The sequence below is a fragment of the Streptomyces sp. NPDC007264 genome (assembly GCF_042869095.1).
Taxonomy (GTDB): domain Bacteria; phylum Actinomycetota; class Actinomycetes; order Streptomycetales; family Streptomycetaceae; genus Streptomyces.
The window spans coordinates 165,111-185,672 of the sequence record NZ_JBIAFD010000005.1 but is presented as its reverse complement, the minus strand read 5'-3'; the positions used below and the strand labels follow the sequence as shown (position 1 = coordinate 185,672).

At 72.9% G+C, this 20,562-nt stretch carries 21 protein-coding genes; 10 read left to right on the top strand and 11 right to left on the bottom strand.

The annotated features are described in order from the left end of the window. Positions 1–113 precede the first annotated feature (113 nt). From ACFYMU_RS10235 to ACFYMU_RS10215, 5 genes are all read right to left on the bottom strand, one after another. Positions 114–902 (bottom strand): FAD:protein FMN transferase, encoded by a 789-nt coding sequence (locus ACFYMU_RS10235; RefSeq protein ID WP_388370758.1) that lies wholly within the window; start codon positions 900–902, stop codon positions 114–116. 12 nt (positions 903–914) lie between these two features. After that, positions 915–1,703: an FMN-binding protein gene (locus ACFYMU_RS10230; protein ID WP_388370755.1), complete on the bottom strand. Its 789-nt coding sequence runs from the start codon at positions 1,701–1,703 to the stop codon at positions 915–917. Between the two features lie 28 nt (positions 1,704–1,731). Next, positions 1,732–3,069, bottom strand: a complete 1,338-nt coding sequence (locus ACFYMU_RS10225; protein ID WP_388371394.1) for a ferric reductase-like transmembrane domain-containing protein — start codon at positions 3,067–3,069, stop codon at positions 1,732–1,734. A gap of 125 nt (positions 3,070–3,194) precedes the next feature. Then, positions 3,195–3,695 carry an FMN-binding protein gene (locus ACFYMU_RS10220; protein WP_388370752.1) on the bottom strand — a complete coding sequence of 167 codons (501 nt, stop codon included), beginning with the start codon at positions 3,693–3,695 and terminating at the stop codon, positions 3,195–3,197. A gap of 7 nt (positions 3,696–3,702) precedes the next feature. After that, positions 3,703–5,052 (bottom strand): ferric reductase-like transmembrane domain-containing protein, encoded by a 1,350-nt coding sequence (locus ACFYMU_RS10215; protein ID WP_388370750.1) that lies wholly within the window; start codon positions 5,050–5,052, stop codon positions 3,703–3,705. 210 nt (positions 5,053–5,262) lie between these two features. Between ACFYMU_RS10215 and ACFYMU_RS10210 the strand changes: the two genes are divergently transcribed. Together ACFYMU_RS10210 and ACFYMU_RS10205 are read left to right on the top strand one after the other, a co-directional pair. Beyond that, positions 5,263–6,012 carry a response regulator transcription factor gene (locus ACFYMU_RS10210; protein ID WP_388370747.1) on the top strand — a complete coding sequence of 250 codons (750 nt, stop codon included), beginning with the start codon at positions 5,263–5,265 and terminating at the stop codon, positions 6,010–6,012. Continuing rightward, positions 6,009–7,505: a sensor histidine kinase gene (locus ACFYMU_RS10205; protein ID WP_388370744.1), complete on the top strand. Its 1,497-nt coding sequence runs from the start codon at positions 6,009–6,011 to the stop codon at positions 7,503–7,505. The genes ACFYMU_RS10210 and ACFYMU_RS10205 overlap by 4 nt, the downstream gene beginning before the upstream one ends. Here the strand turns inward: ACFYMU_RS10205 and ACFYMU_RS10200 are convergent. From ACFYMU_RS10200 to ACFYMU_RS10190, 3 genes are all read right to left on the bottom strand, one after another. Then, positions 7,499–8,203 carry a L,D-transpeptidase gene (locus ACFYMU_RS10200; protein WP_388370741.1) on the bottom strand — a complete coding sequence of 235 codons (705 nt, stop codon included), beginning with the start codon at positions 8,201–8,203 and terminating at the stop codon, positions 7,499–7,501. The two genes, ACFYMU_RS10205 and ACFYMU_RS10200, sit on opposite strands and share 7 nt — an antisense overlap. A 3-nt stretch (positions 8,204–8,206) precedes the next feature. After that, positions 8,207–8,794, bottom strand: coding sequence for a pyridoxamine 5'-phosphate oxidase family protein (locus ACFYMU_RS10195; protein ID WP_388370738.1), 588 nt, complete (start codon positions 8,792–8,794; stop codon positions 8,207–8,209). A gap of 146 nt (positions 8,795–8,940) precedes the next feature. After that, positions 8,941–9,828: a hypothetical protein gene (locus ACFYMU_RS10190; RefSeq protein ID WP_388370736.1), complete on the bottom strand. Its 888-nt coding sequence runs from the start codon at positions 9,826–9,828 to the stop codon at positions 8,941–8,943. A gap of 277 nt (positions 9,829–10,105) precedes the next feature. Here ACFYMU_RS10190 and ACFYMU_RS10185 point away from each other — a divergent pair, with 277 nt between their 5' ends. From ACFYMU_RS10185 to ACFYMU_RS10165, 5 genes are all read left to right on the top strand, one after another. Then, positions 10,106–11,299, top strand: a complete 1,194-nt coding sequence (locus ACFYMU_RS10185) for an argininosuccinate synthase (protein WP_388370734.1) — start codon at positions 10,106–10,108, stop codon at positions 11,297–11,299. 91 nt (positions 11,300–11,390) lie between these two features. Then, positions 11,391–12,824: an argininosuccinate lyase gene (gene argH / locus ACFYMU_RS10180; protein ID WP_388370732.1), complete on the top strand. Its 1,434-nt coding sequence runs from the start codon at positions 11,391–11,393 to the stop codon at positions 12,822–12,824. 242 nt (positions 12,825–13,066) lie between these two features. Beyond that, positions 13,067–14,038 carry an aldo/keto reductase gene (locus ACFYMU_RS10175; RefSeq protein ID WP_388370729.1) on the top strand — a complete coding sequence of 324 codons (972 nt, stop codon included), beginning with the start codon at positions 13,067–13,069 and terminating at the stop codon, positions 14,036–14,038. 95 nt (positions 14,039–14,133) lie between these two features. Beyond that, positions 14,134–14,685 carry a TetR/AcrR family transcriptional regulator gene (locus tag ACFYMU_RS10170; protein WP_388370727.1) on the top strand — a complete coding sequence of 184 codons (552 nt, stop codon included), beginning with the start codon at positions 14,134–14,136 and terminating at the stop codon, positions 14,683–14,685. Then, a complete protein-coding gene (locus ACFYMU_RS10165; protein WP_388370724.1) occupies positions 14,682–16,271 on the top strand; it encodes an MFS transporter in 1,590 nt (529 codons plus the stop codon). Before ACFYMU_RS10170 ends, ACFYMU_RS10165 begins: the two co-directional genes overlap by 4 nt. Here the strand turns inward: ACFYMU_RS10165 and ACFYMU_RS10160 are convergent. Next, positions 16,268–16,957, bottom strand: coding sequence for a lysophospholipid acyltransferase family protein (locus ACFYMU_RS10160; protein WP_388370721.1), 690 nt, complete (start codon positions 16,955–16,957; stop codon positions 16,268–16,270). The two genes, ACFYMU_RS10165 and ACFYMU_RS10160, sit on opposite strands and share 4 nt — an antisense overlap. A 323-nt stretch (positions 16,958–17,280) precedes the next feature. On the opposite strand from ACFYMU_RS10160, the gene ACFYMU_RS10155 reads away from it, so the two are divergent. The 3 genes from ACFYMU_RS10155 (at position 17,281) to ACFYMU_RS10145 (ending at position 19,601) form a co-directional block, all read left to right on the top strand. Continuing rightward, positions 17,281–18,471 carry a glycerophosphodiester phosphodiesterase gene (locus ACFYMU_RS10155; RefSeq protein WP_388370718.1) on the top strand — a complete coding sequence of 397 codons (1,191 nt, stop codon included), beginning with the start codon at positions 17,281–17,283 and terminating at the stop codon, positions 18,469–18,471. Between the two features lie 74 nt (positions 18,472–18,545). Then, entirely contained in the window at positions 18,546–19,052 is a 507-nt protein-coding gene (locus ACFYMU_RS10150) for an RNA polymerase sigma factor (protein WP_388370715.1), read from the top strand. Positions 19,053–19,097: 45 nt separating this feature from the next. After that, the gene (locus tag ACFYMU_RS10145) at positions 19,098–19,601 is read left to right on the top strand and encodes a GNAT family N-acetyltransferase (RefSeq protein WP_388371391.1); all 504 of its coding nucleotides are present in this window, start codon (positions 19,098–19,100) and stop codon (positions 19,599–19,601) included. 69 nt (positions 19,602–19,670) lie between these two features. Here the strand turns inward: ACFYMU_RS10145 and ACFYMU_RS10140 are convergent, their stop codons facing one another. Next, complete coding sequence (locus ACFYMU_RS10140) at positions 19,671–20,141, bottom strand: hypothetical protein (RefSeq protein ID WP_388370712.1); 471 nt, start codon at positions 20,139–20,141, stop codon at positions 19,671–19,673. A 1-nt stretch (position 20,142) separates the two neighbouring features. After that, a complete protein-coding gene (locus ACFYMU_RS10135; protein WP_388370709.1) occupies positions 20,143–20,502 on the bottom strand; it encodes a hypothetical protein in 360 nt (119 codons plus the stop codon). Positions 20,503–20,562 lie beyond the last annotated feature (60 nt).

Sequence of the window (20,562 nt, the reverse complement as noted above, 5' to 3'; positions counted from 1 at the left end):
GTGGTTTGGTGTCGCGGGGGGGGCCCCCCCCCGCCCCCCGCGGGGGGGGGGGGGGGGGGGGGGGGCCGCCCCCCCCCCCCCCCCCCCCCCCCCCCGCACGCGTCAGTCGCGCGTCACCCGAGCCGCGCCGCCAGCCCGCCCGTGCACCGCACCTCGTCGCCCGCCGTGATCAGCAGGGCCTCGGCGTCCGGCAGGGACTCCAGCCAGGCCAGGGCCTGCCGCGAGCCCATCGCGAAAGCCGCCGTCGCCCAGATGTCCGCCCAGGTCAGCCGGGGTGCCACCACGGTCACGGCGAGCAGGTCGGTGACCGCGGGCCTGCCGGTGCGCGGGTCCACGATGTGGGCGCCGCGCTCCGCGGTCCCGGACGTGGCCACGGCCAGTTCGTCGACGCCGGCCGCGGAGACCACCGCCGCCAGCGCGCCGGGCCGCAGCGGATCCGACACCCCCACCCGCCAGGGGCGGTGCGGGCCGGGCGCGCCGTACATCTGCACGTCCCCACCGCCGTTGACGCTGACCCCGCTCGCTCCGGCGGCCGCCAGGTGCCGGGCCGCCCGCTCCGCGGCCCAGCCCTTGACGATCCCGGTCGGGTCGATGCGTCCCGCGTAGCGCGTGCTGAACCAGCCGTCGCTGAGCCGCTCGGCCTCGTCCCCCAGCGCGAGCACCTCGGCGACCTCCGGGTCGCAGTCCCCGACGGTCAGCTCGCCGCGGGCGAGCCGTGAGATCTGGCTGTCCTCCCGGTAGGTGCTGAACACCTCGTCCACGCGGTGGAGTCCGGCGACCGCCTCCTCCAGCGCGGTGCGCACGGCCCCCGGCTCGCCGCCGCGCACGTCGAAGGAGAAGACCGTGCCCATCACCTCCTCCGCGTGGCGCAGCGCGGGCGGTGCCTCGGCGGGGTCGGTCATGTGCTCGACCACTCAGCCACCGGCCTTGTCCAGGGCCGACTGCAGGGACTGCTTGTAGCCGGCGCTGGTGTAGGTCGCGCCGGAGACCGCGTCGATGTTCGCACTCTGTGCGCTCACCGCCTCCTGGTTGAGCCGGGGTACGGCCGTGGCGGTCTTCTGGCTGCTGAGCCCGCCCGAGGGCGCCTGGACCGCCTCGGCCTTCGTGACCTTGTCACCGTTGAGGGTGACACGGACCTGGACGGGGCCGTACTGGGTCTGCGCCACATCACCCACGACCGTACGCGCCTGGGCCGCCGACCCGGAACCGCCCGCCGACCCGGACGTTCCGCCGCCCTGGGGCGCGGCCTTCGCCTTGTCGATCGCCGACTGGAGGGACCGCTGGTACCCCTGGCTGGTGTAGGTGGCGCCCGAGACCGCGTCGATCCGGGAGCTCTGCGCGGCGAGCGCCTCCTGGTTGAGCCGGGGTACGGCCGTGGCGGTCTTCTGGCTGCTGAGCCCGCCCGAGGGCGCCTGGACCGCCTCGGCCCGGGTGATCCTGCCGCCGCTGACGGTGAGGCGGACCTGCACGGGCCCGTACTCCGTCGTGGCCACGTCGCCGGTGACGGTCCGCGTGCCGGTCTGCTGTCCGCTGCCGCCCTGCGGGGACTCCTGGGCCGCCGCGGTCTGCTGGGGTGCGGCTCCGCCCGCCGCCTGGGCCGAGGCCGGGCCCGAGCCCGGCTTCAGCGACAGCAGCAGCACGACGCCGGACACGGTCGCGGCGGTGGCGAGCACGGCACGCCGTATGGGGTGGCTCTTCCTCATCGCTCCTGAGCTCCTGAAGTCCCGTCGCTCACATCTCGAACGACTCGTGATGGATGCGGCGGGCGGGGACCCCCGCGCCGCGCAGTGCTTCGTACACCTGCTGCGCGAAGCCGGGCGGTCCGCACATGAAGACGTCGTGACGGTCGATGTCCGGCAGTTTCCGGCGCAGGGTCTCCGGCGAGATGTCCGGCCGTTCCCCGTCGGGGCTGTTGACCGCGTACATCAGCCGCGCCCCGCGCTCCTCGGCGATGTGGGCCAGCTCGTCCCACAGGGCCAGGTCCTGGGTGCTGTTGGCCCGGTACAGCAGCGTCAGGTCGCCCGCCGCCCCGGGCAGCGTCTCGAACAGGGCCCGCATCGGTGTGATGCCGACGCCGCCGGCCACCAGCAGCACCTTGCCGCGGCTGCGCCGGTCCGCGGTGAGCGCCCCGTACGGGCCCTCCGCCCACACCCGGGTGCCGGGCCTGAGGTCCCGCAGCGCGGAGCTGTGGTCACCGATCGCCTTCACCGTGATGCGCAGCATGTTGGGGCGCGGTGCCGCCGACAGCGAGTACGGGTGGGAGCTGAACCGCATGCCGGGCGCGAGGAAGCGCCAGCGGAAGAACTGCCCGGCCTCCGCGCCCATCCGGTGCAGCTTCCGCCCGCTCATCAGCACCGAGACGACTCCGGGCGCCTCCTCGACGACCGCCTCGACCCGCAGCCGGTGACGCAGGTTCAGCCTGATCGGCGTGATGATCCGGTACCACACCAGCAGCGCGGTCACCGATCCGTACAGCGCGTACCAGGCGGTCTTCGCCTCCGGCTGGACGGCGAACTCGTTGCCGGTCGACAGCTGGTGCCAGAACGACAGGTAGGTGGCCGCATACGTGAGCAGATGGACGTGGTACCAGAGGTCGTAGGAGATCCTGCGGCGCACGGGTCCGATCGAGAGCAGCCCGATGAGCACCAGCAGACCCGTGCCGATGGTGGCCTTGCCCACGTCCGGCAGCTGGTCGGCCGAGTCGATGGTCTGCTGCACGATCCCGCCGAGCCCCTTGCCGCTCTGCAGGGCGTATCCCCACATCGTCAGGAAGAGATGGGCGAGGACCAGGCAGATCGTGTACCGGCCGGTCATGGCGTGCCAGCGTGCGACGCGGTCGGAGCCGACCCGGCGCTCCAGCGCCGGCACCCGTGCCATCTGCAGCACGACCAGTGCCATGAGATAGCCCGCGAGCAGGCCGGTGATCCGTCCCGCGTTGAGGATCCTGCTGGTGTCGTCCGCGATGGACGGGGTGTTCGTCCACCACAGCCACAGCACGCCCGCCGCGCCCGCCCAGACGGCGAGCAGCAGCGGGACGGCGTGGGAGCGGCGTGGGCGGATGGCGCGCATCGTCTGGCGCCGCGCGGCGCGGCCACCGGCGATCGTGGACACGGTGTCCTCCGTGTTCCTGGGTGGGACGGGACGAGGCCAGTGGCCCCCTTGGCCCACAGGTACGTGGCGGACGTCGTGTGCGTTCAACCCTTCGCGGAGTCCAGCGCCGACTGCAGCGACTGCTGGTAGCCCTCGCTGGTGTAGGTGGCCCCGGAGACCGCGTCGATCTGTGCGCTCTGCGCGGCCAGCGCCTCGCGGTTCAGCTGCGGGACGGCGTAGCTGTTGATCTCCTGGTCCCTCGGGTTGTCCTGCGGGTAGGCGATCGCCGTGGCGTCGGTGAGCCTGCCGTTCTTGAGTGTGATCCGGACCTGGACCGGACCGTAGCGGGTGTCGACCGAGTCGCCGGTGACGGTCCTGGTGCCCGTCGCCTTCGATCCGCCCGTGCCCGTCCCGCCCGTCCCGCCGGAACCGCCCGACCCGCCCGAACCGGCCGAGGTGCCCGCGCTGCTCGACGGGGGCACGGCCACCGCGACCCCGGGCGTGGAGTGCGGCTTCATCGACAGCAGCAGCACCGTCCCGGTGACGGTGGCGGCGCTCGCCAGCACGATGCGGCGCAGCGGGCTCTTCCTCTTCAACGCGTGCATGGCGGCCTCACAGCTCGAACGACTCGTGGTGGATACGGTGGTCGGGGACCCCCGCCGCGTGCAGCGCCTCGTACATCTCCTCGGCGAATCCGTGCGGGCCGCACAGATAGACGTCGTGGGAGGCGAGGTCCGGCACGGAGGCGCGCAGCCGGCCGGGCGTGACCCGCGGGCGCGAACCGTCCGCGCCGTTGAGCGCGTACAGCACGCGGGCGCCACGCCAGCGGGCCACCGCCTCCAGTTCGGCGCCGAGCGCCAGGTCCCGGGCCGTGCGCGCCCGGTACAGCAGCGTGACCTCGCCCGGCAGCGTCTCGAACAGGGCGCGCAGGGGGGTGATCCCCACGCCGCCCGCGATCAGCAGCGACTTGCCGGTGGTCGCCCGCTCCGCGGTCAGCGAGCCGTACGGGCCCTCCGCCCACACCCGGGTGCCCGGCCGCAGCACCGCCACCGACGTGCTGTGGTCGCCGAGCGCCTTGACGGTGATGCGCAGCACGTCGTGGCGGGGCGGCGCCGACAGCGAGTACGGCGTGGACGTCCAGCGCATGCCGTCCGCCAGGAACCGCCAGCGGAAGAACTGCCCCGCCTCGGCCCCCATCTCGTCCAGGTGCCGCCCGCGCACGACCACCGACCACACGCCGGGCGCCTCCTGGTGCACCGATTTCACCCGCAGCCGGTGGCGCATGTTCAGACGCACCGGGGCGAGGACCCGGAACCACACCACGAGGGCCGCTACCCCCAGGTACAGCGCGTACCAGGCGGCCGTGGCGAACGCGTTCCCGACGAACTCGGCGCCCAGCGCGAGCTGGTGCCCGAACGCGAAGAAGACGGCGGCGTAGGTCAGGAGGTGCACGTAGTACCAGAACTCGTGGGTGACCCGCCGGCGGACGGCCCGCGCCGAGGAGATCCCGACGGCGAACAGGACGAGAGTGCCGAGGGTGGCCTTGAGCATCTCCGGGTAGTCCAGGACCACCGTCACCGCCTCGTGCACGATCGAGGCGCGGTCCTGGGCGGCGTACCCGGCGAGGATCAGCACGATGTGGGCGGCCAGCAGGCAGACCGTGTACCTGCCCGCCATCGCGTGCCAGCGGGCCACCCGGTCCGAGCCGACCCGCCGCTCCAGCAGCGGCACGCGGGCCATCAGCCCGACGAGCACCGCGCAGGCGTATCCGCACAGCAGTCCCGAGATCCGCCCGGCCCCGGTCAGCCAGCCTGCGGCGCCCACCACGGAGCCGGTGTTCTGCCACCACAGGGCCACCACGGCCGCGGCCCCGGCCCACAGGACGGCCAGCAGCGGGCCTGCCGGGGAGCGCCGGACGATCGGCGGCAGCGGCGGCGCCTGCTGCTGGTACACCGTGGTCATGAACCGTTCCTCTCGGCGTCGGGGTGAGGCCGCAACTGTGCAGCCGGAACCTCTGAGGCGGCTCTGAGGAATCTGAGCGTGTGCTGAAAGGAACGGGGGAGCAGGGCCCTGTCCTGGGAACTCGCGGCGGGCGCCGTCCGTCACTCATAGGGAACTCAGAGCGTCCGGTGTCGTCGGCCGCTCCCACGAGGGGGGATCCTGGTAACCGCCATGAACACACCCCGCTCGGGCCGCCCCGGCCACCCCGCCCTCTCCCGCCCCGACGGCACACCGCCGCGCGTCCTCGTCGTCGACGACGACCCGGACCTCGCCGAGGTGCTGTCCGGGGCCCTGCGCTACGAGGGCTGGGACGTGCGCACGGCCGGCGACGGCGCCGCGGCCCTCGCCGAGGCCCGCGATCTCGTGCCCGACGCGGTCGTCCTGGACGTGATGCTCCCGGACACCGACGGCTTCGAGGTGCTGCGCAGCCTGCACACCGTGCAGCCGCAGGTCTGTGTGCTCTTCCTCACGGCCCGGGACGCCGTCGAGGACCGCATCGCCGGGATCACGGCGGGCGGCGACGACTACGTGACGAAGCCGTTCAGCCTGGAGGAGGTCGTCGCCCGGCTGCGCGGCCTGCTGCGCCGGGCCGGCATGGCCCGGCAGACGGAGGAGGGCCCGCGGCTGAGCGTGGGCGACCTGGTCATGGACGAGGAGGCCCGCGAGGTGACCCGGGCCGGGGAGCTGATAGAGCTGTCGCCCACCGAGTTCGAGCTGCTGCGCTTCCTGATGCGCAACCCGCGGCGCGTGCTGAGCAAGGCGCAGATCCTCGACCGCGTGTGGTCCTACGACTTCGGCGGCCAGGCCCACGTCGTCGAGCTGTACATCTCGTATCTGCGCAAGAAGGTGGACGCCGGCCGCGAACCCATGATCCACACCGTGCGCGGGGCCGGCTACGTGCTCAAGCCGGTGGTCCGGTGAGGGCGGGACTGCGGGGCGCGACGCGATGGGCGCGGCGGCTGCGCCGGCCGCGGACGCTGCGGTCCCGGCTCACCGCCGGGCTCGTCGTGCTGCTCGCCCTCAGCTGCGCCGCGGTCGGCCTCGCCGCCGTGATCGAGCTGAACGGCTTCCTCACCGGTCGGCTGGACCAGCAGCTGCGCGACGTCGGCCCGAAGTTCGCGGCGAGCCTGGAGCACGGCCTCAGGCAGACCGACCACGACGGCGACGAGCACGCCGACACCCGCAGGCAGTCCACCGGCACCTTCGGCGCCCGCCTGGTCGGGGGCACCGTCACCAACGCGGCGGTGGTGCGCGCGGGCAGCGACGCCACCACTCTGACCACCCCGCTGGACCCCGAGGACAAGCGCAGGCTCGCGCGGGTGCCGGTGGACGGCAGGGGCCACAGCGTCCGGCTGCACCACCTCGGGGAGTACCGGGTGATCGCGACCCCCGGCCTGGACGGCGACGTCCTGGTCAGCGGGCTGCCGCTGGAGCCGGTGGAGTCCGCGGTGCACCAGCTGGAACTCGTCTCGGCCGTCGTGTTCGGCGTGGCCCTCGCCGCCACCGGAGTCGCGGGCGCCGTCTGGGTGCGGTGGTCCCTGCGGCCGCTCAGCCGGGTCGCCGCGACGGCCACCCGGGTCAGTGAACTCCCCCTCGCCAGCGGCGAGGTCGCGCTGCCGCAGGGCACCCCCGAGAACGACCCGGGCAGCGAGGTGGGCCGGGTCGACGCCGCGTTCAACCGCATGCTCGGCCATGTCGAGGACGCGCTGACCAAGCGGCACGCGAGCGAGGAGCGGCTGCGCAGCTTCGCCGCCGACGCCAGCCACGAGCTGCGCACGCCGGTCGCCTCGGTCCGCGGCCACGCCGAGCTGGCGCTGCTGCACCCGGGCCCTGTCCCGCCGCAGATCACCCGTGCCCTGGAGCGGATCGCAGCGGAGTCGGCGCGCATGGGCGAGATGGTGGACGACCTGCTGCTGCTGGCCCGGCTGGACGCGGGCCGCCCCCTGGAGCGGCTGCCCGTCGACCTCACCCGCCTCGTCCTCGACGCGGTGACGGACGCCCGGGCCGCGGGCCCCGGTCACCGCTGGCTGCTGGAGCTGCCCCAGGAGCCGGTGACGGTGACCGGGGACGCCCACCGGCTGCACCAGGTGCTGGCCAACCTGCTGGCCAACGCGCGGTTGCACACACCGGTGGGCACCAAGGTGACCGTCTCGCTGGAGGCGGAGGGCGCGGCGGCGGTCCTCGCGGTGCACGACGACGGCCCCGGGATCCCCGGCGAGATCCAGCCGGGCGTCTTCGAACGCTTCACCCGGGCCGAACACCGTCGGCGCCCGGAGCACCGGGGAGGCGGCGCCGGGCTCGGCCTGTCGATCGTGGCCGCGGTGACCGAGGCGCACGGCGGGAGCGTGGGCGTGGACAGCCGCCCGGGGGCGACGACGTTCACGGTGCGGCTGCCCCGCCGGCCGGGTCAGTAGCGAGTGAGCGCGGTCGCCCCGGCCGCCGTCCCGATCGCGATGTGCGGCCGGCGCGCCGGGTCCGCCCACGCCAGGATCCGCAGCATCGCGTCCTGCGGCACGGACACGCACCCGGCCGTCGCACCCTTGCCGTCGACGTGCAGGAAGATGCCGGCGCCGCGCCCGCGCACCGGGGCGTCGTAGTTGAAGCCGATGACGAGGGCGTAGCCGTACTGCGGGTCGTATGCGATCAGGTGCTCCGACTCGGAGGCGCGGCAGTCCGCCGGCAGGGGCTCGGCCCAGCGGTTGTAGGAGCCGGAGCCGGTGTCCTCGCACCACCAGGAGTTCTGCCGCACCGGGCGGTAGGGGGTTCTGGTCCCCGGGGGCGCGGCCCGGATGCCGAAGGCGTACGGCAGGTCGTACAGGCCCGTGGGGGTGGTGTCCGTGCCCTGCGTGCGCGAGGAGCCCTCGACGAGGCCGCCCGCGCCGAAGCGGGCCGGGGCGGAGCCGGCCGGCAGCCAGTGCCCGTCGCGCCGGTCCCACCAGATGACCGTCCCGGCGGTGGCGTCCGGGCGGGGCGCCTCCGCGGTGATCAGCTGGGTGCCGCCGCCGGTGTCCGCCAAGCGCTCGGGCAGCGGCGGCTCGGAGCCCCGGCCCGGCGCGGCGCCGAGCACGAGGAGGGACAGGGAGACGAGGACGGCGGTGACACCGGGGCGCATGGCTCAGACCGTAGACGGCGGCAGTGGCAGGGGGAGCCCCGGCAGGCCGTCCATACTCCGTTCGATGTGCTCCTTGCCCCGGAAGTAGTCGTTCAGCGAGGCGTCGTCCTCACGCGCGAACCGCCTGCCGTGCAGATCGCGGTCCTCCTCGTACGACATGAAGGGCACCGCGTAGCCGCAGGTGTCCCGGATGCGTTCGGCCGTCACGACGGTGATCGCGCGCAGGCCGTGGGGGGCCGGGTCGATGCCGGGAAAGCGGGCGAGCAGCTCCAGGAAGCGGGGGTCGTCGCGGAAGACCGGCTCGCCGCGGCCGTGCACGCGCACGATGTTCGGCGGGCCCTGGAAGGCGCACCACATCAGGGTGATCCGGCCGTTCTCCCGCAGGTGCGCGATCGTCTCGGCGTTGCTACCGGCGAAGTCGAGGTAGGCGACGGTGAGTTCGTCGATGACGGCGAAGGAGCCCTTGAGGCCCTTGGGGGAGAGGTTGACCGTGCCGTCGGCGGAGAGGGGAGCGGTGGCGGTGAAGAAGAGGGGTTGCGCCTCGATGAACGTGCGCAGTCTGCCGTCTATGCGCTCATAGGTCTTTCCCATGTCTGACGATTATCGGGCAAGGTCCTTCGGCCGTCCGGGAATTGCGGCGGCGGTGTGCCGCCGTCTTCGCCGCTGTCTTCGCCGCCGTCTTCGCGCCGACGGTGGCCGCCCCGGCCGGCGTGCGGGGCGGCCACGGGCCTGTCACGTCACTTGGTGAGCGTGCAGGCGGCCAGGGAGTCGAGTCCCTGGGGCTTGGCCGAGGTCCGTCCGATGGCGATGGCGATGCGGTCGATCGTCGAGACGCGCTTGTCCTTGAGGGGGCCGAGGATCGCGTTCTGGACGAAGTTGGGGCCGCCCTGTCCGACCGAGGAGGCCAGCCGCTTGTCGGCCTCGGCGATCTGGGTGTTCAGCAGGGTGAGGTTGCGGTCGACCTCGGCCCGGGCGGAGGCGGGGACCGCGGGCAGCTGCGACTTCACGTCCGGGCAGGAGATGGTCCCCGCTGCGCCGGAGCCGCCCGCTCCGGCGTTTCCGGCGTTGCCCGCGTTCCCGGCGTTGCCGTTCCCGCCGGCCTGCTGGCCGGCGCCCGCGCCCGCCGCGCCACCGGCGTTGCCGGCGCCACCGCCGTTGTTGTTCGCGCCGCCCCCGTTGTTCGCGCCGCCGTCGAGGGTGCACGGCGCGAGCGCGTCCAGCCCCTGCGGCTTGGCGGCGGTGCGGCCGATCGCCGTCGCGATGCGGTTGATCGTCGCCACGCGCTTGTCCTTGAGGGGGCCGAGGATCGCGTTCCGGACGAAGTTGGGGCCGCCCTGGCCCACGGTGTCGACGAGCCGCTTGTCGGCCTCGGCGATCTGGGTGTTCAGCAGGGTGAGGTTGCGGTCGACCTCGGCCCGGGCGGAGGCGGGGACCGCGGGCAGCTGCGACTTCACGTCCGGGCACGAGACGGTGCCGGGAGCCGCCGGCGTTCTGGCGCCGTTGCTCTTGGAGGTCTCCCCGGCGAGGGCGGAGCCGGCGATCACCGCGCCGGACAGCACCACCGCGGCGGCGCCGCCGATGATCGCCACGCGACGCTTGTTGTACTTCGGAAGAGCCCTGGACATGACGCTGCCTCACTCGGGTCGGGGGTGACTGCGGTGAAGACACGGCGGTCGGTGGGACTGCCGTGACGAACGCGGCGCCTGCGCTCGGCGAGAGGTACGGGACAGCGATTTCGATCGTTCAAGGAGTTCCGCAGTTTTCTTCCGGAATCCCCCGCGGGGCGGCCCGGGCGCGGTCGGACGCGGCCCGGCGCGGCAGGCCACGCGGGCCGAATTGACGAACCATGCAGAGTGCTGCATACTCATGCATATCAGCGAATGCACTGTGAGGGAGAAACCCGTGACCGAGCGCGTCGTACTCGCCTACTCCGGCGGTCTGGACACCTCCGTCGCCATCGGCTGGATCGCCGAGGAGACGGGCGCCGAGGTCATCGCCGTTGCCGTGGACGTCGGCCAGGGCGGCGAGGACCTGGACGTCATCCGCAAGCGCGCGCTCGCCTGCGGTGCCGTCGAGGCCGAGGTCGCCGACGCCAAGGACGAATTCGCCGACGAGTACTGCCTGCCGGCGATCAAGGCCAACGCCCTCTACATGGACCGCTACCCGCTGGTGTCCGCGCTCTCCCGGCCGACGATCGTCAAGCACCTCGTCGCCGCCGCCAAGAAGCACGGCGCCGGCACGGTCGCCCACGGCTGCACCGGCAAGGGCAACGACCAGGTCCGCTTCGAGGCCGGCATCGTCGCCCTCGCCCCCGACCTCAAGTGCATCGCCCCGGTCCGCGACTACGCGATGACCCGCGACAAGGCGATCGCGTTCTGCGAGGCGAAGGGCCTCCCGATCGCGACCACCAAGAAGTCCCCGTACTCCATCGACCAGAACGTCTTCGGCCGGGCCATCGAGACCGGCTTCCTCGAGGACATCTGGAACGCCCCGATCGAGGACATCTACGAGTACACCTCCAACCCGGCCGAGCCCCGCGACGCCGACGAGGTGGTCATCACCTTCAAGGAGGGCGTCCCGGTCGCCGTCGACGGCAAGCCCGTCACCGTCCTCCAGGCCGTCCAGCAGCTCAACGAGCGCGCCGGCGCCCAGGGCATCGGCCGGATCGACATGGTCGAGGACCGGCTCGTGGGCATCAAGTCCCGCGAGGTCTACGAGGCTCCGGGCGCGATCGCCCTGATCACCGCCCACCAGGAGCTGGAGAACGTCACCGTCGAGCGCGAGCTCGCCCGCTACAAGCGGCAGGTCGAGCAGCGCTGGGGCGAGCTGGTCTACGACGGCCAGTGGTTCTCCCCGCTCAAGCGCGCCCTGGACGGCTTCATCGACGAGGCCAACCGGCACGTCTCCGGCGACATCCGGATGACCCTGCACGGCGGCCGCGCGGTCGTCACCGGCCGGCGCTCCCAGGAGTCGCTGTACGACTTCAACCTCGCGACCTACGACACCGGCGACACGTTCGACCAGTCCGCGGCCAAGGGCTTCATCGACATCTACAGCCTGTCGTCGAAGATCGCCGCTCAGCGCGACCTCGCCTGAGCCGGCCGGCACCCGCACTAGCCTGACAGCCGCCTCCTCACCGACCCGGTGCGGAGGCGGTGGCGCATCCAGACCTTCGAGGAGCACAGCAGTGAGCAGCAACAGCGGTGACGTACGGCTCTGGGGCGGCCGTTTCGCCGACGGACCCGCCGAGGCCCTGGCGAAGCTGTCCGCGTCCGTCCACTTCGACTGGCGGCTCGCGCCGTACGACATCGCCGGCTCCCGTGCGCACGCGCGCGTGCTGCACAAGGCGGGGCTCCTGACGGACGACGAGCTGACCCGGATGCTGGCCGGACTCGACCGGCTGGAGGCGGACGTGGCGGACGGCTCCTTCACCGGCACCATCGCCGACGAGGACGTGCACACCGCCCTGGAGCGCGGCCTGCTGGAGCGTCTCGGGCCCGACCTCGGCGGCAAGCTGCGCGCGGGCCGGTCCCGCAACGACCAGGTCGCGACCCTCTTCCGCATGTATCTGCGGGACCACGCGCGCACCGTCGGCGGTCTGATCGCGGAGCTCCAGGACGCCCTGATCGGTCTCGCGGAGGCCCACCCCGACGTGGCGATGCCCGGCCGCACCCATCTGCAGCACGCCCAGCCGGTGCTCTTCGCGCACCACGTCCTCGCACACGTCCAGGCCCTGTCCCGGGACGCCGAGCGGCTGCGCCAGTGGGACGAGCGCACGGCCGTGTCGCCGTACGGTTCGGGGGCGCTCGCGGGCAGCAGCCTCGGCCTCGACCCGGAGGCCGTCGCCGAGGACCTCGGCTTCGAGCACGGCAGCTCCGCCAACTCCATCGACGGCACGGCCTCCCGCGACTTCGTCGCCGAATTCGCCTTCATCACCGCGATGATCGGCGTCAACCTCTCGCGGATCGCCGAAGAGGTCATCATCTGGAACACGAAGGAGTTCTCCTTCGTCACGCTCCACGACGCCTTCTCCACCGGCTCGTCGATCATGCCGCAGAAGAAGAACCCGGACATCGCGGAGCTGGCGCGAGGCAAGAGCGGCCGTCTGATCGGCAACCTGACCGGACTGCTCGCCACCCTCAAGGCCCTGCCGCTCGCGTACAACCGCGACCTCCAGGAGGACAAGGAGCCGGTCTTCGACTCCATCGACCAACTGGAGGTCCTGCTCCCGGCCTTCACCGGCATGATGGCCACGCTGACCGTGCACCGCGAGCGCATGGAGGAGCTGGCCCCGGCCGGCTTCTCGCTCGCCACCGACATCGCCGAGTGGCTCGTCAAGCAGGGCGTGCCGTTCCGTGTCGCGCACGAGGTCGCCGGCGAGTGCGTCAAGGCGGCCGAGGCGGAGGGCAAGGAACTGGACGAACTCACGGACGAGCAGTTCGCGAAGATCTCCGGCCACCTGACCCCCGAGGTGCGGTCCGTCCTCAACGTCCCGGGCGCGCTGGCCGCCCGCAACGGCCGCGGCGGCACCGCGCCCGAGGCGGTCGCCGCGCAACTGGCCGAGGTGAAGGCGGACGTCGCGGCGCAGCACGCGTGGGCCACCGCGAAGCGGAAGAAGTAGCACGTCCCCGAGGCGGGGGGCATCGAGGGGCTAGTGCCCCGGCAGGCAACGTTTGCCCGTTGAGGAGCGGCGTTCGGTGCGTGCTCTCGGTGTGCCGGCCGGAAGTCCTCGTACTGGGTGTACGTGGGCTTTCGGCCGGTGCGGCGAGAGCATGTGCCGGGCGTCGCGACGGGGCGAACGTTGCCTGTTGGGGCACTAGGTTGGTCGCGCAGCCGCACGGAGCCGACCGAACGGAGCCCGCGATGCCCTTCGCACGCCTCACCTCAGCGACGACTCCCGCCTGCCACATCGGCCTGGGCCTGGCCGCCGTCGGCCGTCCCGGCTACATCAACCTCGGCCGCGAGCAGGACCTCCCGCAGGTCCGCAGTGCCGACGCCCTGCGCGCCCGTACCCATGAGCTGCTGGACGCCGCCTACGCCCAGGGGGTCCGCTACATCGACGTGGCCCGCTCCTACGGCCGCGCCGAGGAGTTCCTGGCGGACTGGCTCAGGGCCCGCCCCGGCATCGACGACCTCGTCGTCGGCAGCAAGTGGGGCTACACCTACACCGCCGACTGGCGCACCGACGCCGAGCGGCACGAGGTCAAGGACCACGGTCTCGCCACGTACGAACGGCAGCGCGCCGAGTCCGCCGCGCTGCTCGGCGACCGGCTCGATCTGTACCAGATCCACTCCGTCACCCCGGACAGCCCGGCGCTCGCCGACAAGGAACTGCACGCCAGGCTCGCCGAGGCCGCGGCGGAGGGCCTCACGATCGGCTTCTCCACCAGCGGTCCGGCCCAGGCCGAGGCGATCCGCGCCGCGCTCGCCGTGACGGTCGGCGGCGAGCCCCTGTTCCGTACCGTCCAGTCCACGTACAACGTGCTGGAGACCTCGGCCGCCCCGGCGCTCGCCGAGGCCCACGACGCCGGGCTCGCCGTGATCGTCAAGGAGGGCATGGCCAACGGACGGCTGGCCGGCCCCCACGCGCCGGACCCCCTGAAGGCCGTGGCCGCGCGGACGTCTCTCGGCTGCGACGCCGTCGCCCTCGCCGTGATCCTGCGCAAGCCCTGGGCCGGGGTCGTCCTCTCGGGCGCGGCCACCGTCGGCCAGCTCGCGTCCAACCTGCACGCCGCCGTCGTCGACCTCGACGAGGACGAGCTCGCCCGCCTGGAGGCCCTCGCCGAGGACCCGCACGTGTACTGGGAGCGGCGCGGCCGGCTGCCCTGGCACTGAGAGCGACCGCGGCCGGGACTGCCGCAGCCGCCGGCCGAGGAGAGGCGCACGCCAATTATGAGACATTGATGTCTCATATGGGCTATGGTTGTCTCATGGCTGTCGATCGAGACCACGTGCTGCGCAGCGCAGCCGCCCTGCTCACCCGGAAGTCCACCGCCACCATGGACGAGGTCGCCAAGGCGGCCGGGATCAGCCGGGCGACCCTGCACCGCCACTTCGCCGGGCGGGACGCGCTGGTACGGGCGCTGGAGGCGCTCGGCATCGCGGAGTGCGAGGCGGCCCTGGAGGCGGCACGGCTGGACGACGGCTCCGCCCGGGAGGCCCTGCGCCGCGTGGTGACGGAGATTGAGTCCGCCGCCGCACTCCTCGCCTTCCTCTACAGCGAGAACCAGCTCTTCGAGGGCGAGGAGCAGAACGAGGGCTGGACCCGGATCGAAGCCCGGATCGAAGCGCTGTTCCGGCGCGGCCAGGCGAGCGGCGAGTTCCGCATCGACCTCACCCCCGCATGGCTGACCGAGGCGCTGTACGGCCTGGTGGCCTCCGGCGCCTGGGCGGTGGCGGAGGGACGCGTCGCCCCCAAGGACTTCACCTACATGATCGTCGAGCTGCTGCTCGGCGGCGCACTACGAAGAGAGGAATCATGACCAGCACCCTGCAGCGTGGGGAGACCGCGACGCGGGCGGAGAGAAGTCCGAGCCGGTGGCTCGCACTGTCCGTCCTGGTGCTCGCCGTGCTGCTGGTGGCCGTGGACGCGACCGTCCTCGGCCTCGCCACCCCCTACATCAGCGAGGACCTGCAGCCGTCGGGGACCCAGCTGCTGTGGATCGGCGACGTCTACTCGTTCGTGATCGCGGGCCTGCTCGTGACCATGGGCAGCCTCGGCGACCGCATCGGCCGCAAGCGCATCCTGCTCGGCGGGGCCACCGCTTTCGGCCTGATATCGGTCCTCAACGCCTACGCCTCCTCGCCCGGGTCGCTGATCCTGGCACGGGCGCTGCTCGGTGTCGCGGGCGCCACCCTGATGCCCGCCACGCTGGCCCTCATCCGCAACCTCTTCCACGACCCGCGCGAGCGCAGTCTCGCCGTCGGCATCTGGGGCGCCACCGCCTCGGCCGGTACGGCCGTCGGGCCGATCGTCGGCGGATTCCTGCTCGAACACTTCTGGTGGGGCTCGGTCTTCCTGATCAACCTGCCCGTGATGGCCGTCCTCGTCCTCGTCGGTGTCAGAACCCTGCCCGAGTCCCGCAACCCGGACCCCGGCCCGTGGGACCTGCCCGGCCTCGTCCTGTCGCTCGTCGGCATGGTCGGCATCGTGTACGCCGTCAAGGAAGCGGCCGCGCACGGCGTGTCCCCGGCGGCCACGGCCGCCGGAGTCCTCGGCGCCGCCGCGCTGTACGGCTTCGTGCGCCGCCAGCTGACGCTGCCGGTACCGCTGCTGGACATGCGGCTGTTCCGCCGCCGCGGCTTCACCGGTGCCGTCCTCGCCGACCTGCTGACCGTCCTCGGCCTGTCCGGACTGGTCTTCTTCCTCTCGCAGTACCTGCAACTGGTGCAGGAACGGTCGCCGTTCGAAGCCGGCCTCGCCGAACTGCCCGCCGCCGTCGGTGCGGTGGCGGCGGGCATGGCCGCGGGTCCCGCGGCCCGGCGCTTCTCGGTGCGCGCCGTGGTCTCCGGCGGGCTCGCCGCGGTGGGCCTGGCGCTGGCCGCGCTCACCCTGCTCGACCGGTCCACGGGCTACCCGCTGATCGGGGCCGCGCTGCTGGTGGTGGGCATCGGCGCGGGCCTGTCGTTCACGGTGACCGCGGACGTCATCCTCTCCAGCGTGCCCAGGGAACAGGCGGGCGCCGCCTCCGCGGTGTCCGAGACGGCGTACGAACTCGGTGCGGCCCTCGGCATCGCCCTGCTCGGCTCGATCGTGACCGGCGTCTACCGCGGCTTCACCGGCCCGCCCGGCACCCCGGCCGCGGCGCACGAGTCGCTGGGCGGCGCGGCCGAGGCGGCGGCGGGCATGCCCGCGGACACCGCCCGGGCCCTGCTGGAGTCGGCCCGCGCGGCGTTCGTCCACGGACTGACGCTCGCGGCGGCGGTGGGCGCGGCGGTCCTGCTGGCCACCGCGGCAGCCGCATGGTTCCTGCTGCGGGGACAGCGACTGGAGGACGGGACCCGCGCGCCCCGCCGGGAGCAAGGGGCGACGACCGGGCACCGGACGGGCCCGGCGGACCGTGGCTAGGCGGCCTTCGCCTTCGTGGCGTACATGTCCACGTACTCCTGCCCCGACAGCCGCATGACCTCGGTCATCACGGAGTCGGTCACCGCGCGCAGCACGTACCGGTCGCGGTCCATCCCGTCGTACCGGGAGAACTCCATCGCCTCGCCGAAGCGCACGGTGACCCGCCCCGGGCGGGGCATGCCGCGGCCGCCGGGCTGCAGCTTGTCGGTGCCGATCATCGCGAACGGGACGACGGGGGCGCCGGTCATCAGAGTGAGGCGGGCGATCCCGGTGCGGCCGCGGTACAGGCGGCCGTCGGGGGAGCGGGTGCCCTCCGGATAGATCCCGAAGACCTTGCCCTCCTCCAGGATCCGGCGGCCGGTCATCAGCGCGGCCACACCCCCGCTCGCGCCGTCCCGGTCGACCGGGATCATCCCGACGCCCGTGAAGAACCAGGCCATGGCCCGTCCCTTGAGGCCCTTGCCGGTGACGTACTCGTCCTTGCCGATGAAGAAGACCTGCCGCTTCGTCACCAGCGGCAGCACGATCGAGTCGATGAACGTCAGGTGGTTGCCCGCCAGGATGACGGGACCGTCGCCCGGGAGGTGCTCCGCGCCCTCCACCTGTGGGCGGAACATCAGGCGCATGATCGGTCCGAGCACTGCCTTGATGAGCGCGAAGCGGGACAACAGGCCCTCCGGTGTCAAGGGATGTGGTGTGAGTCTGTGCAGGTGAGGACGATACTCGCGGTGCCCGCCGTGGCGCACATCGGGTTCACGCGGTGGTTACGTGTCGTGGACGACTGTTTACCTGCGGTTGTCCCGTGTCGCACGCCCGTCGTCCGCCGGACGGGTGTGACGGACATCGCGCCGGCGGATGACCGGCTGTCAAACCCGTTGCCCGCAGGCCCCCGTCCCCGCACCCGGTAGGACGGCCTCAGTCCGTCGTGCGTTCCCGCGGACGTCTCCCGGCCGTCACCCGTCCGCCCCTACGATCGACTCGCTTCGACACGTGTGGCGGGAGGAGTCTCATGGGGACGCAGGAGTCGTACGAGCAGGCGCGGGGGACGGGCAGGCGGGCCCTGCTCGGGGCGGCGGTGCTCGGCGCGGGGGGAGCGGTCCTCGGGCTGCCGGGCGCCGCGCACGCGGACGCGGACGCGGACGCACGGCACCGGGGCGGTGGGCTGAAGAGCCTGCCCGTCCCGACGGTCATCGGGCACCGCGGGGCGAGCGGCTACCGGCCGGAGCACACCTTCGGTTCCTATGAGCTGGCCCTCGACCTGGGCGCCGACATCGTGGAGGCCGGCGACCTGGTGCCCACCAAGGACGGCCACCTCGTGTGCCGGCACGAGCCGGAGATCGGCGGGACCACCGACGTCGCCGACCACCCGGAGTTCGCCGGCCGCAGGACCACCAAGGTCCTGGACGGCGTGTCCACCACCGGCTGGTTCACCGAGGACTTCACGCTGGCCGAGCTGAAGACCCTGCGCGCCGTCGAGCGGATCCCGGCCGTCCGCCGGCACAACACGCTCTACGACGGCCGCTGGGAGATCCCCACCTTCGAAGAGGTCCTCCGGTGGCAGGACGAGCAGACCCGCAGGCGCGGCCGGCAGGTGTGGATCTACCCCGAGACCAAGCACCCCACCTACTTCCGCAAGCTGGGCCTCGGCCTGGAGGAGCGGCTCGCCCGCATCCTGCGCCGGCACGGCAAGGACGGCAAGGACTCGCCGGTCATCATCCAGTCCTTCGAACCCAGCAGCATCCAGCGCCTGAACGGGCTCGTCGGCAACCCGCTCGTCGTGCTCCTGTCCTCCGCGAACAGCCGCCCCTGGGACTTCGTCGAGGCGGGCGACCCGCGCACGGTGGCCGACCTCATCACCCCGAAGGGCCTGCGGCAGATCGCGTCGTACGCCCAGGGCATCGGCCCGACGCTCGACCTGGTCATCCCGAGGGACGCGCAGGGCAACCTCACCGAGCCGTCCACGCTCGTCGCCGACGCGCACGCCGCAGGCCTCGTCCTGCACCCGTACACCATGAGGAACGAGAACACCTTCCTGCCCGTGGACTTCCGCAGGGGCACGGACCCGACCGCGTACGGGGACGTCTTCGGCGCCTTCAGGACGTACTTCGCGACCGGTATCGACGGCGTCTTCACGGACAACGCCGACACCGGGCTGCTCGCCCGCGAGGACTTCCTGCGCGGTCGGGGGGTCAACACATGACACGGACACCCCGTTTGGGGTGATGTGCGGCCGCTTCGGCAACCCGTCGCCGGGGCGGCCGCGTCCCGCCGCACATGACCCACGAGATGCTCACGGCCCTGCACCCGCTGCTCGCCGCCGAAGCCTCGGCGGAGGCGGACGGGTCCGGGATGGAGCCGAGCGACCTGGAACAGGCCGTGTGGCTGAGGTTCCTGGAGCGGCTCGAGACCGACGGGCCGCCCCTCGACCCGCAGGGCTGGCTGCGGCGAACCGTCCGCTGCGAGGCGCGGCGCGGTCGACGTACCGCGCGCCTCGAACTGCCGTACGGCAGCGAGCCCGCGGACGACACGGGACCCGGCCCGGAGCAGCAGGCGCTCATGGCGGCCCGCCGCCGGGCGCTGCACGCGGCGGTGCGCCGGCTCCCCGGCCGCTGCCCTCGCCTCATGGCGGCGCTGCTGTCCCCGCGGGACCTGACCTACCGGGAGATCGCGGGGGAGTTGGGTATCTCACAGGGCAGCCTTGGCCCGGAACGCTCCAAATGTCTTGGATGTCTGCGTCGATTGCTTGCCGCGGAGGTTGCGGCCCGCGAACCGCGGGGATAGGAGTGGGGAACGACCGGCGATCAGGTGAGCGAGAGGCGTGCGCACATGGGCATGAGCGTGACCATCTCTGTGGCGACCGAGCAGGACGCCGAGCAGATCTTCAGGCTGCAGTACCTGTGCTTCCAGAGCGAGGCCGCGCTGTACGGCAACTATCGCATCGACCCGCTCGTCCAGACCCTCGACTCGGTCCGTGAGGAGGTCGCCTCGGACTGCGTCTTCGTGGCCCGGCTCGGCGACGAGGTGGTCGGCTCGGTCCGCGGCAGCCTGACCGAGGACGGCGCGGCCCGCATCGGCAAGCTCTGCGTGCATCCCCGGCTGCAGGGGCACGGCATCGGCGCCCGCCTGCTGCGTGCGGCGGAGGCGGCGCTGGTGGAGGAGCGCGGCGCGACCAGGTTCCGCCTCACCGCGGGCCACCGCAGCGAGGGCAACCTCCGTCTGTACCGCCGCGTCGGCTACGAGACGGTCGGCACCTCCCAGGGCACCGACGGCGTTCCCATGATCGTCCTGGAGAAGCAGGCGCCGGCGGGATCGTACGCGGCGACCGCGTAGGGGCCGCGCGCACCGCACGGCACGGGGCCGCGACCACCCGGTCACGGCCCCCGAGGCCGTGCGCGGGCCTCAGGCCGCGGCCCCCTGCCGCGAGGCTGCCGCCCGCAACCAGTACATGGCCGACAACGGCAGCAGGACGGGAATGAAGGCGTACCCCATCCCGAAGTCGGACCATACGGTCGCGTCGGGAAAGGCGGACGGCTCGACGACCGTCCATGTGCCCACGGTCAGGACGCCCACCAGCTCGGCCGCGCAGCACACCAGGGCCGCCCGCCGGGCCGTCTCGCCGCCGCGCACCAGGGAGTACGTGATGAAGCCGTAGACGACACCGGCCAGCGCGGACAGGGAGTACGCCAGCGGGGCTCTGTCGAACTGCGTCGAGATCTGCACGGCCGAGCGCGACACCGCGCCGACGACCATCACGCCGTACAGCCAGACGAGCAGCATGCCGGGGCCGCCGACCAGCCGGGCCCGCTTCGGCCCCCCGCGTCCCTGCGCCTTCTCCCCGGGCACGGTCCCGTCGCCCTCCGCGGCCGTCATCTCAGCCTCCCCAGATGTCGTACAGCCGTACCTCGAGCACGGCGAGCACCGCACCGCCCGCCGCGGCCGTCACCGAGCCCCACCGCGTGCGCTCCGCCAGCGACATGAAACCCGCCGCCGGGACGCACGCGAAGGCGCCGAGCAGATACGCCACGAAGATCGTCGTGCCCTGCTGCGGCTTCTCGCCGCGCGCCAGCTGGACGATGCCGACGACCAGCTGGACCAGGGCCAGCAGCGTCACCACCCCCATGCCGATGAAGTGCCAGTCCTTGGTGGGCTGATCACGGTAGGCCGCCCAGCCGCACCAGGCGGCGAGCAGCAGCGCGGCGACACCGGTCACCAGCGTCAGGGCATCGAACATGCCGTGACCCTATTACGGGCCGAACGTCCCGCAGTGCCCGCCCCCGGCCGCGGGCCCGGC

Coding starts and splice junctions, on each gene's coding strand:
- ACFYMU_RS10235 (WP_388370758.1), bottom strand. CDS start 902: ATGACCGACCCCGCCGAGGCACCGCCCGCGCTGCGCCACGCGGAGGAG.
- ACFYMU_RS10230 (WP_388370755.1), bottom strand. CDS start 1,703: ATGAGGAAGAGCCACCCCATACGGCGTGCCGTGCTCGCCACCGCCGCG.
- ACFYMU_RS10225 (WP_388371394.1), bottom strand. CDS start 3,069: ATGCGCGCCATCCGCCCACGCCGCTCCCACGCCGTCCCGCTGCTGCTC.
- ACFYMU_RS10220 (WP_388370752.1), bottom strand. CDS start 3,695: ATGCACGCGTTGAAGAGGAAGAGCCCGCTGCGCCGCATCGTGCTGGCG.
- ACFYMU_RS10215 (WP_388370750.1), bottom strand. CDS start 5,052: ATGACCACGGTGTACCAGCAGCAGGCGCCGCCGCTGCCGCCGATCGTC.
- ACFYMU_RS10210 (WP_388370747.1), top strand. CDS start 5,263: ATGAACACACCCCGCTCGGGCCGCCCCGGCCACCCCGCCCTCTCCCGC.
- ACFYMU_RS10200 (WP_388370741.1), bottom strand. CDS start 8,203: ATGCGCCCCGGTGTCACCGCCGTCCTCGTCTCCCTGTCCCTCCTCGTG.
- ACFYMU_RS10195 (WP_388370738.1), bottom strand. CDS start 8,794: ATGGGAAAGACCTATGAGCGCATAGACGGCAGACTGCGCACGTTCATC.
- ACFYMU_RS10190 (WP_388370736.1), bottom strand. CDS start 9,828: ATGTCCAGGGCTCTTCCGAAGTACAACAAGCGTCGCGTGGCGATCATC.
- ACFYMU_RS10175 (WP_388370729.1), top strand. CDS start 13,067: ATGCCCTTCGCACGCCTCACCTCAGCGACGACTCCCGCCTGCCACATC.
- ACFYMU_RS10170 (WP_388370727.1), top strand. CDS start 14,134: ATGGCTGTCGATCGAGACCACGTGCTGCGCAGCGCAGCCGCCCTGCTC.
- ACFYMU_RS10165 (WP_388370724.1), top strand. CDS start 14,682: ATGACCAGCACCCTGCAGCGTGGGGAGACCGCGACGCGGGCGGAGAGA.
- ACFYMU_RS10155 (WP_388370718.1), top strand. CDS start 17,281: ATGGGGACGCAGGAGTCGTACGAGCAGGCGCGGGGGACGGGCAGGCGG.
- ACFYMU_RS10150 (WP_388370715.1), top strand. CDS start 18,546: ATGACCCACGAGATGCTCACGGCCCTGCACCCGCTGCTCGCCGCCGAA.
- ACFYMU_RS10145 (WP_388371391.1), top strand. CDS start 19,098: ATGGGCATGAGCGTGACCATCTCTGTGGCGACCGAGCAGGACGCCGAG.
- ACFYMU_RS10140 (WP_388370712.1), bottom strand. CDS start 20,141: ATGACGGCCGCGGAGGGCGACGGGACCGTGCCCGGGGAGAAGGCGCAG.
- ACFYMU_RS10135 (WP_388370709.1), bottom strand. CDS start 20,502: ATGTTCGATGCCCTGACGCTGGTGACCGGTGTCGCCGCGCTGCTGCTC.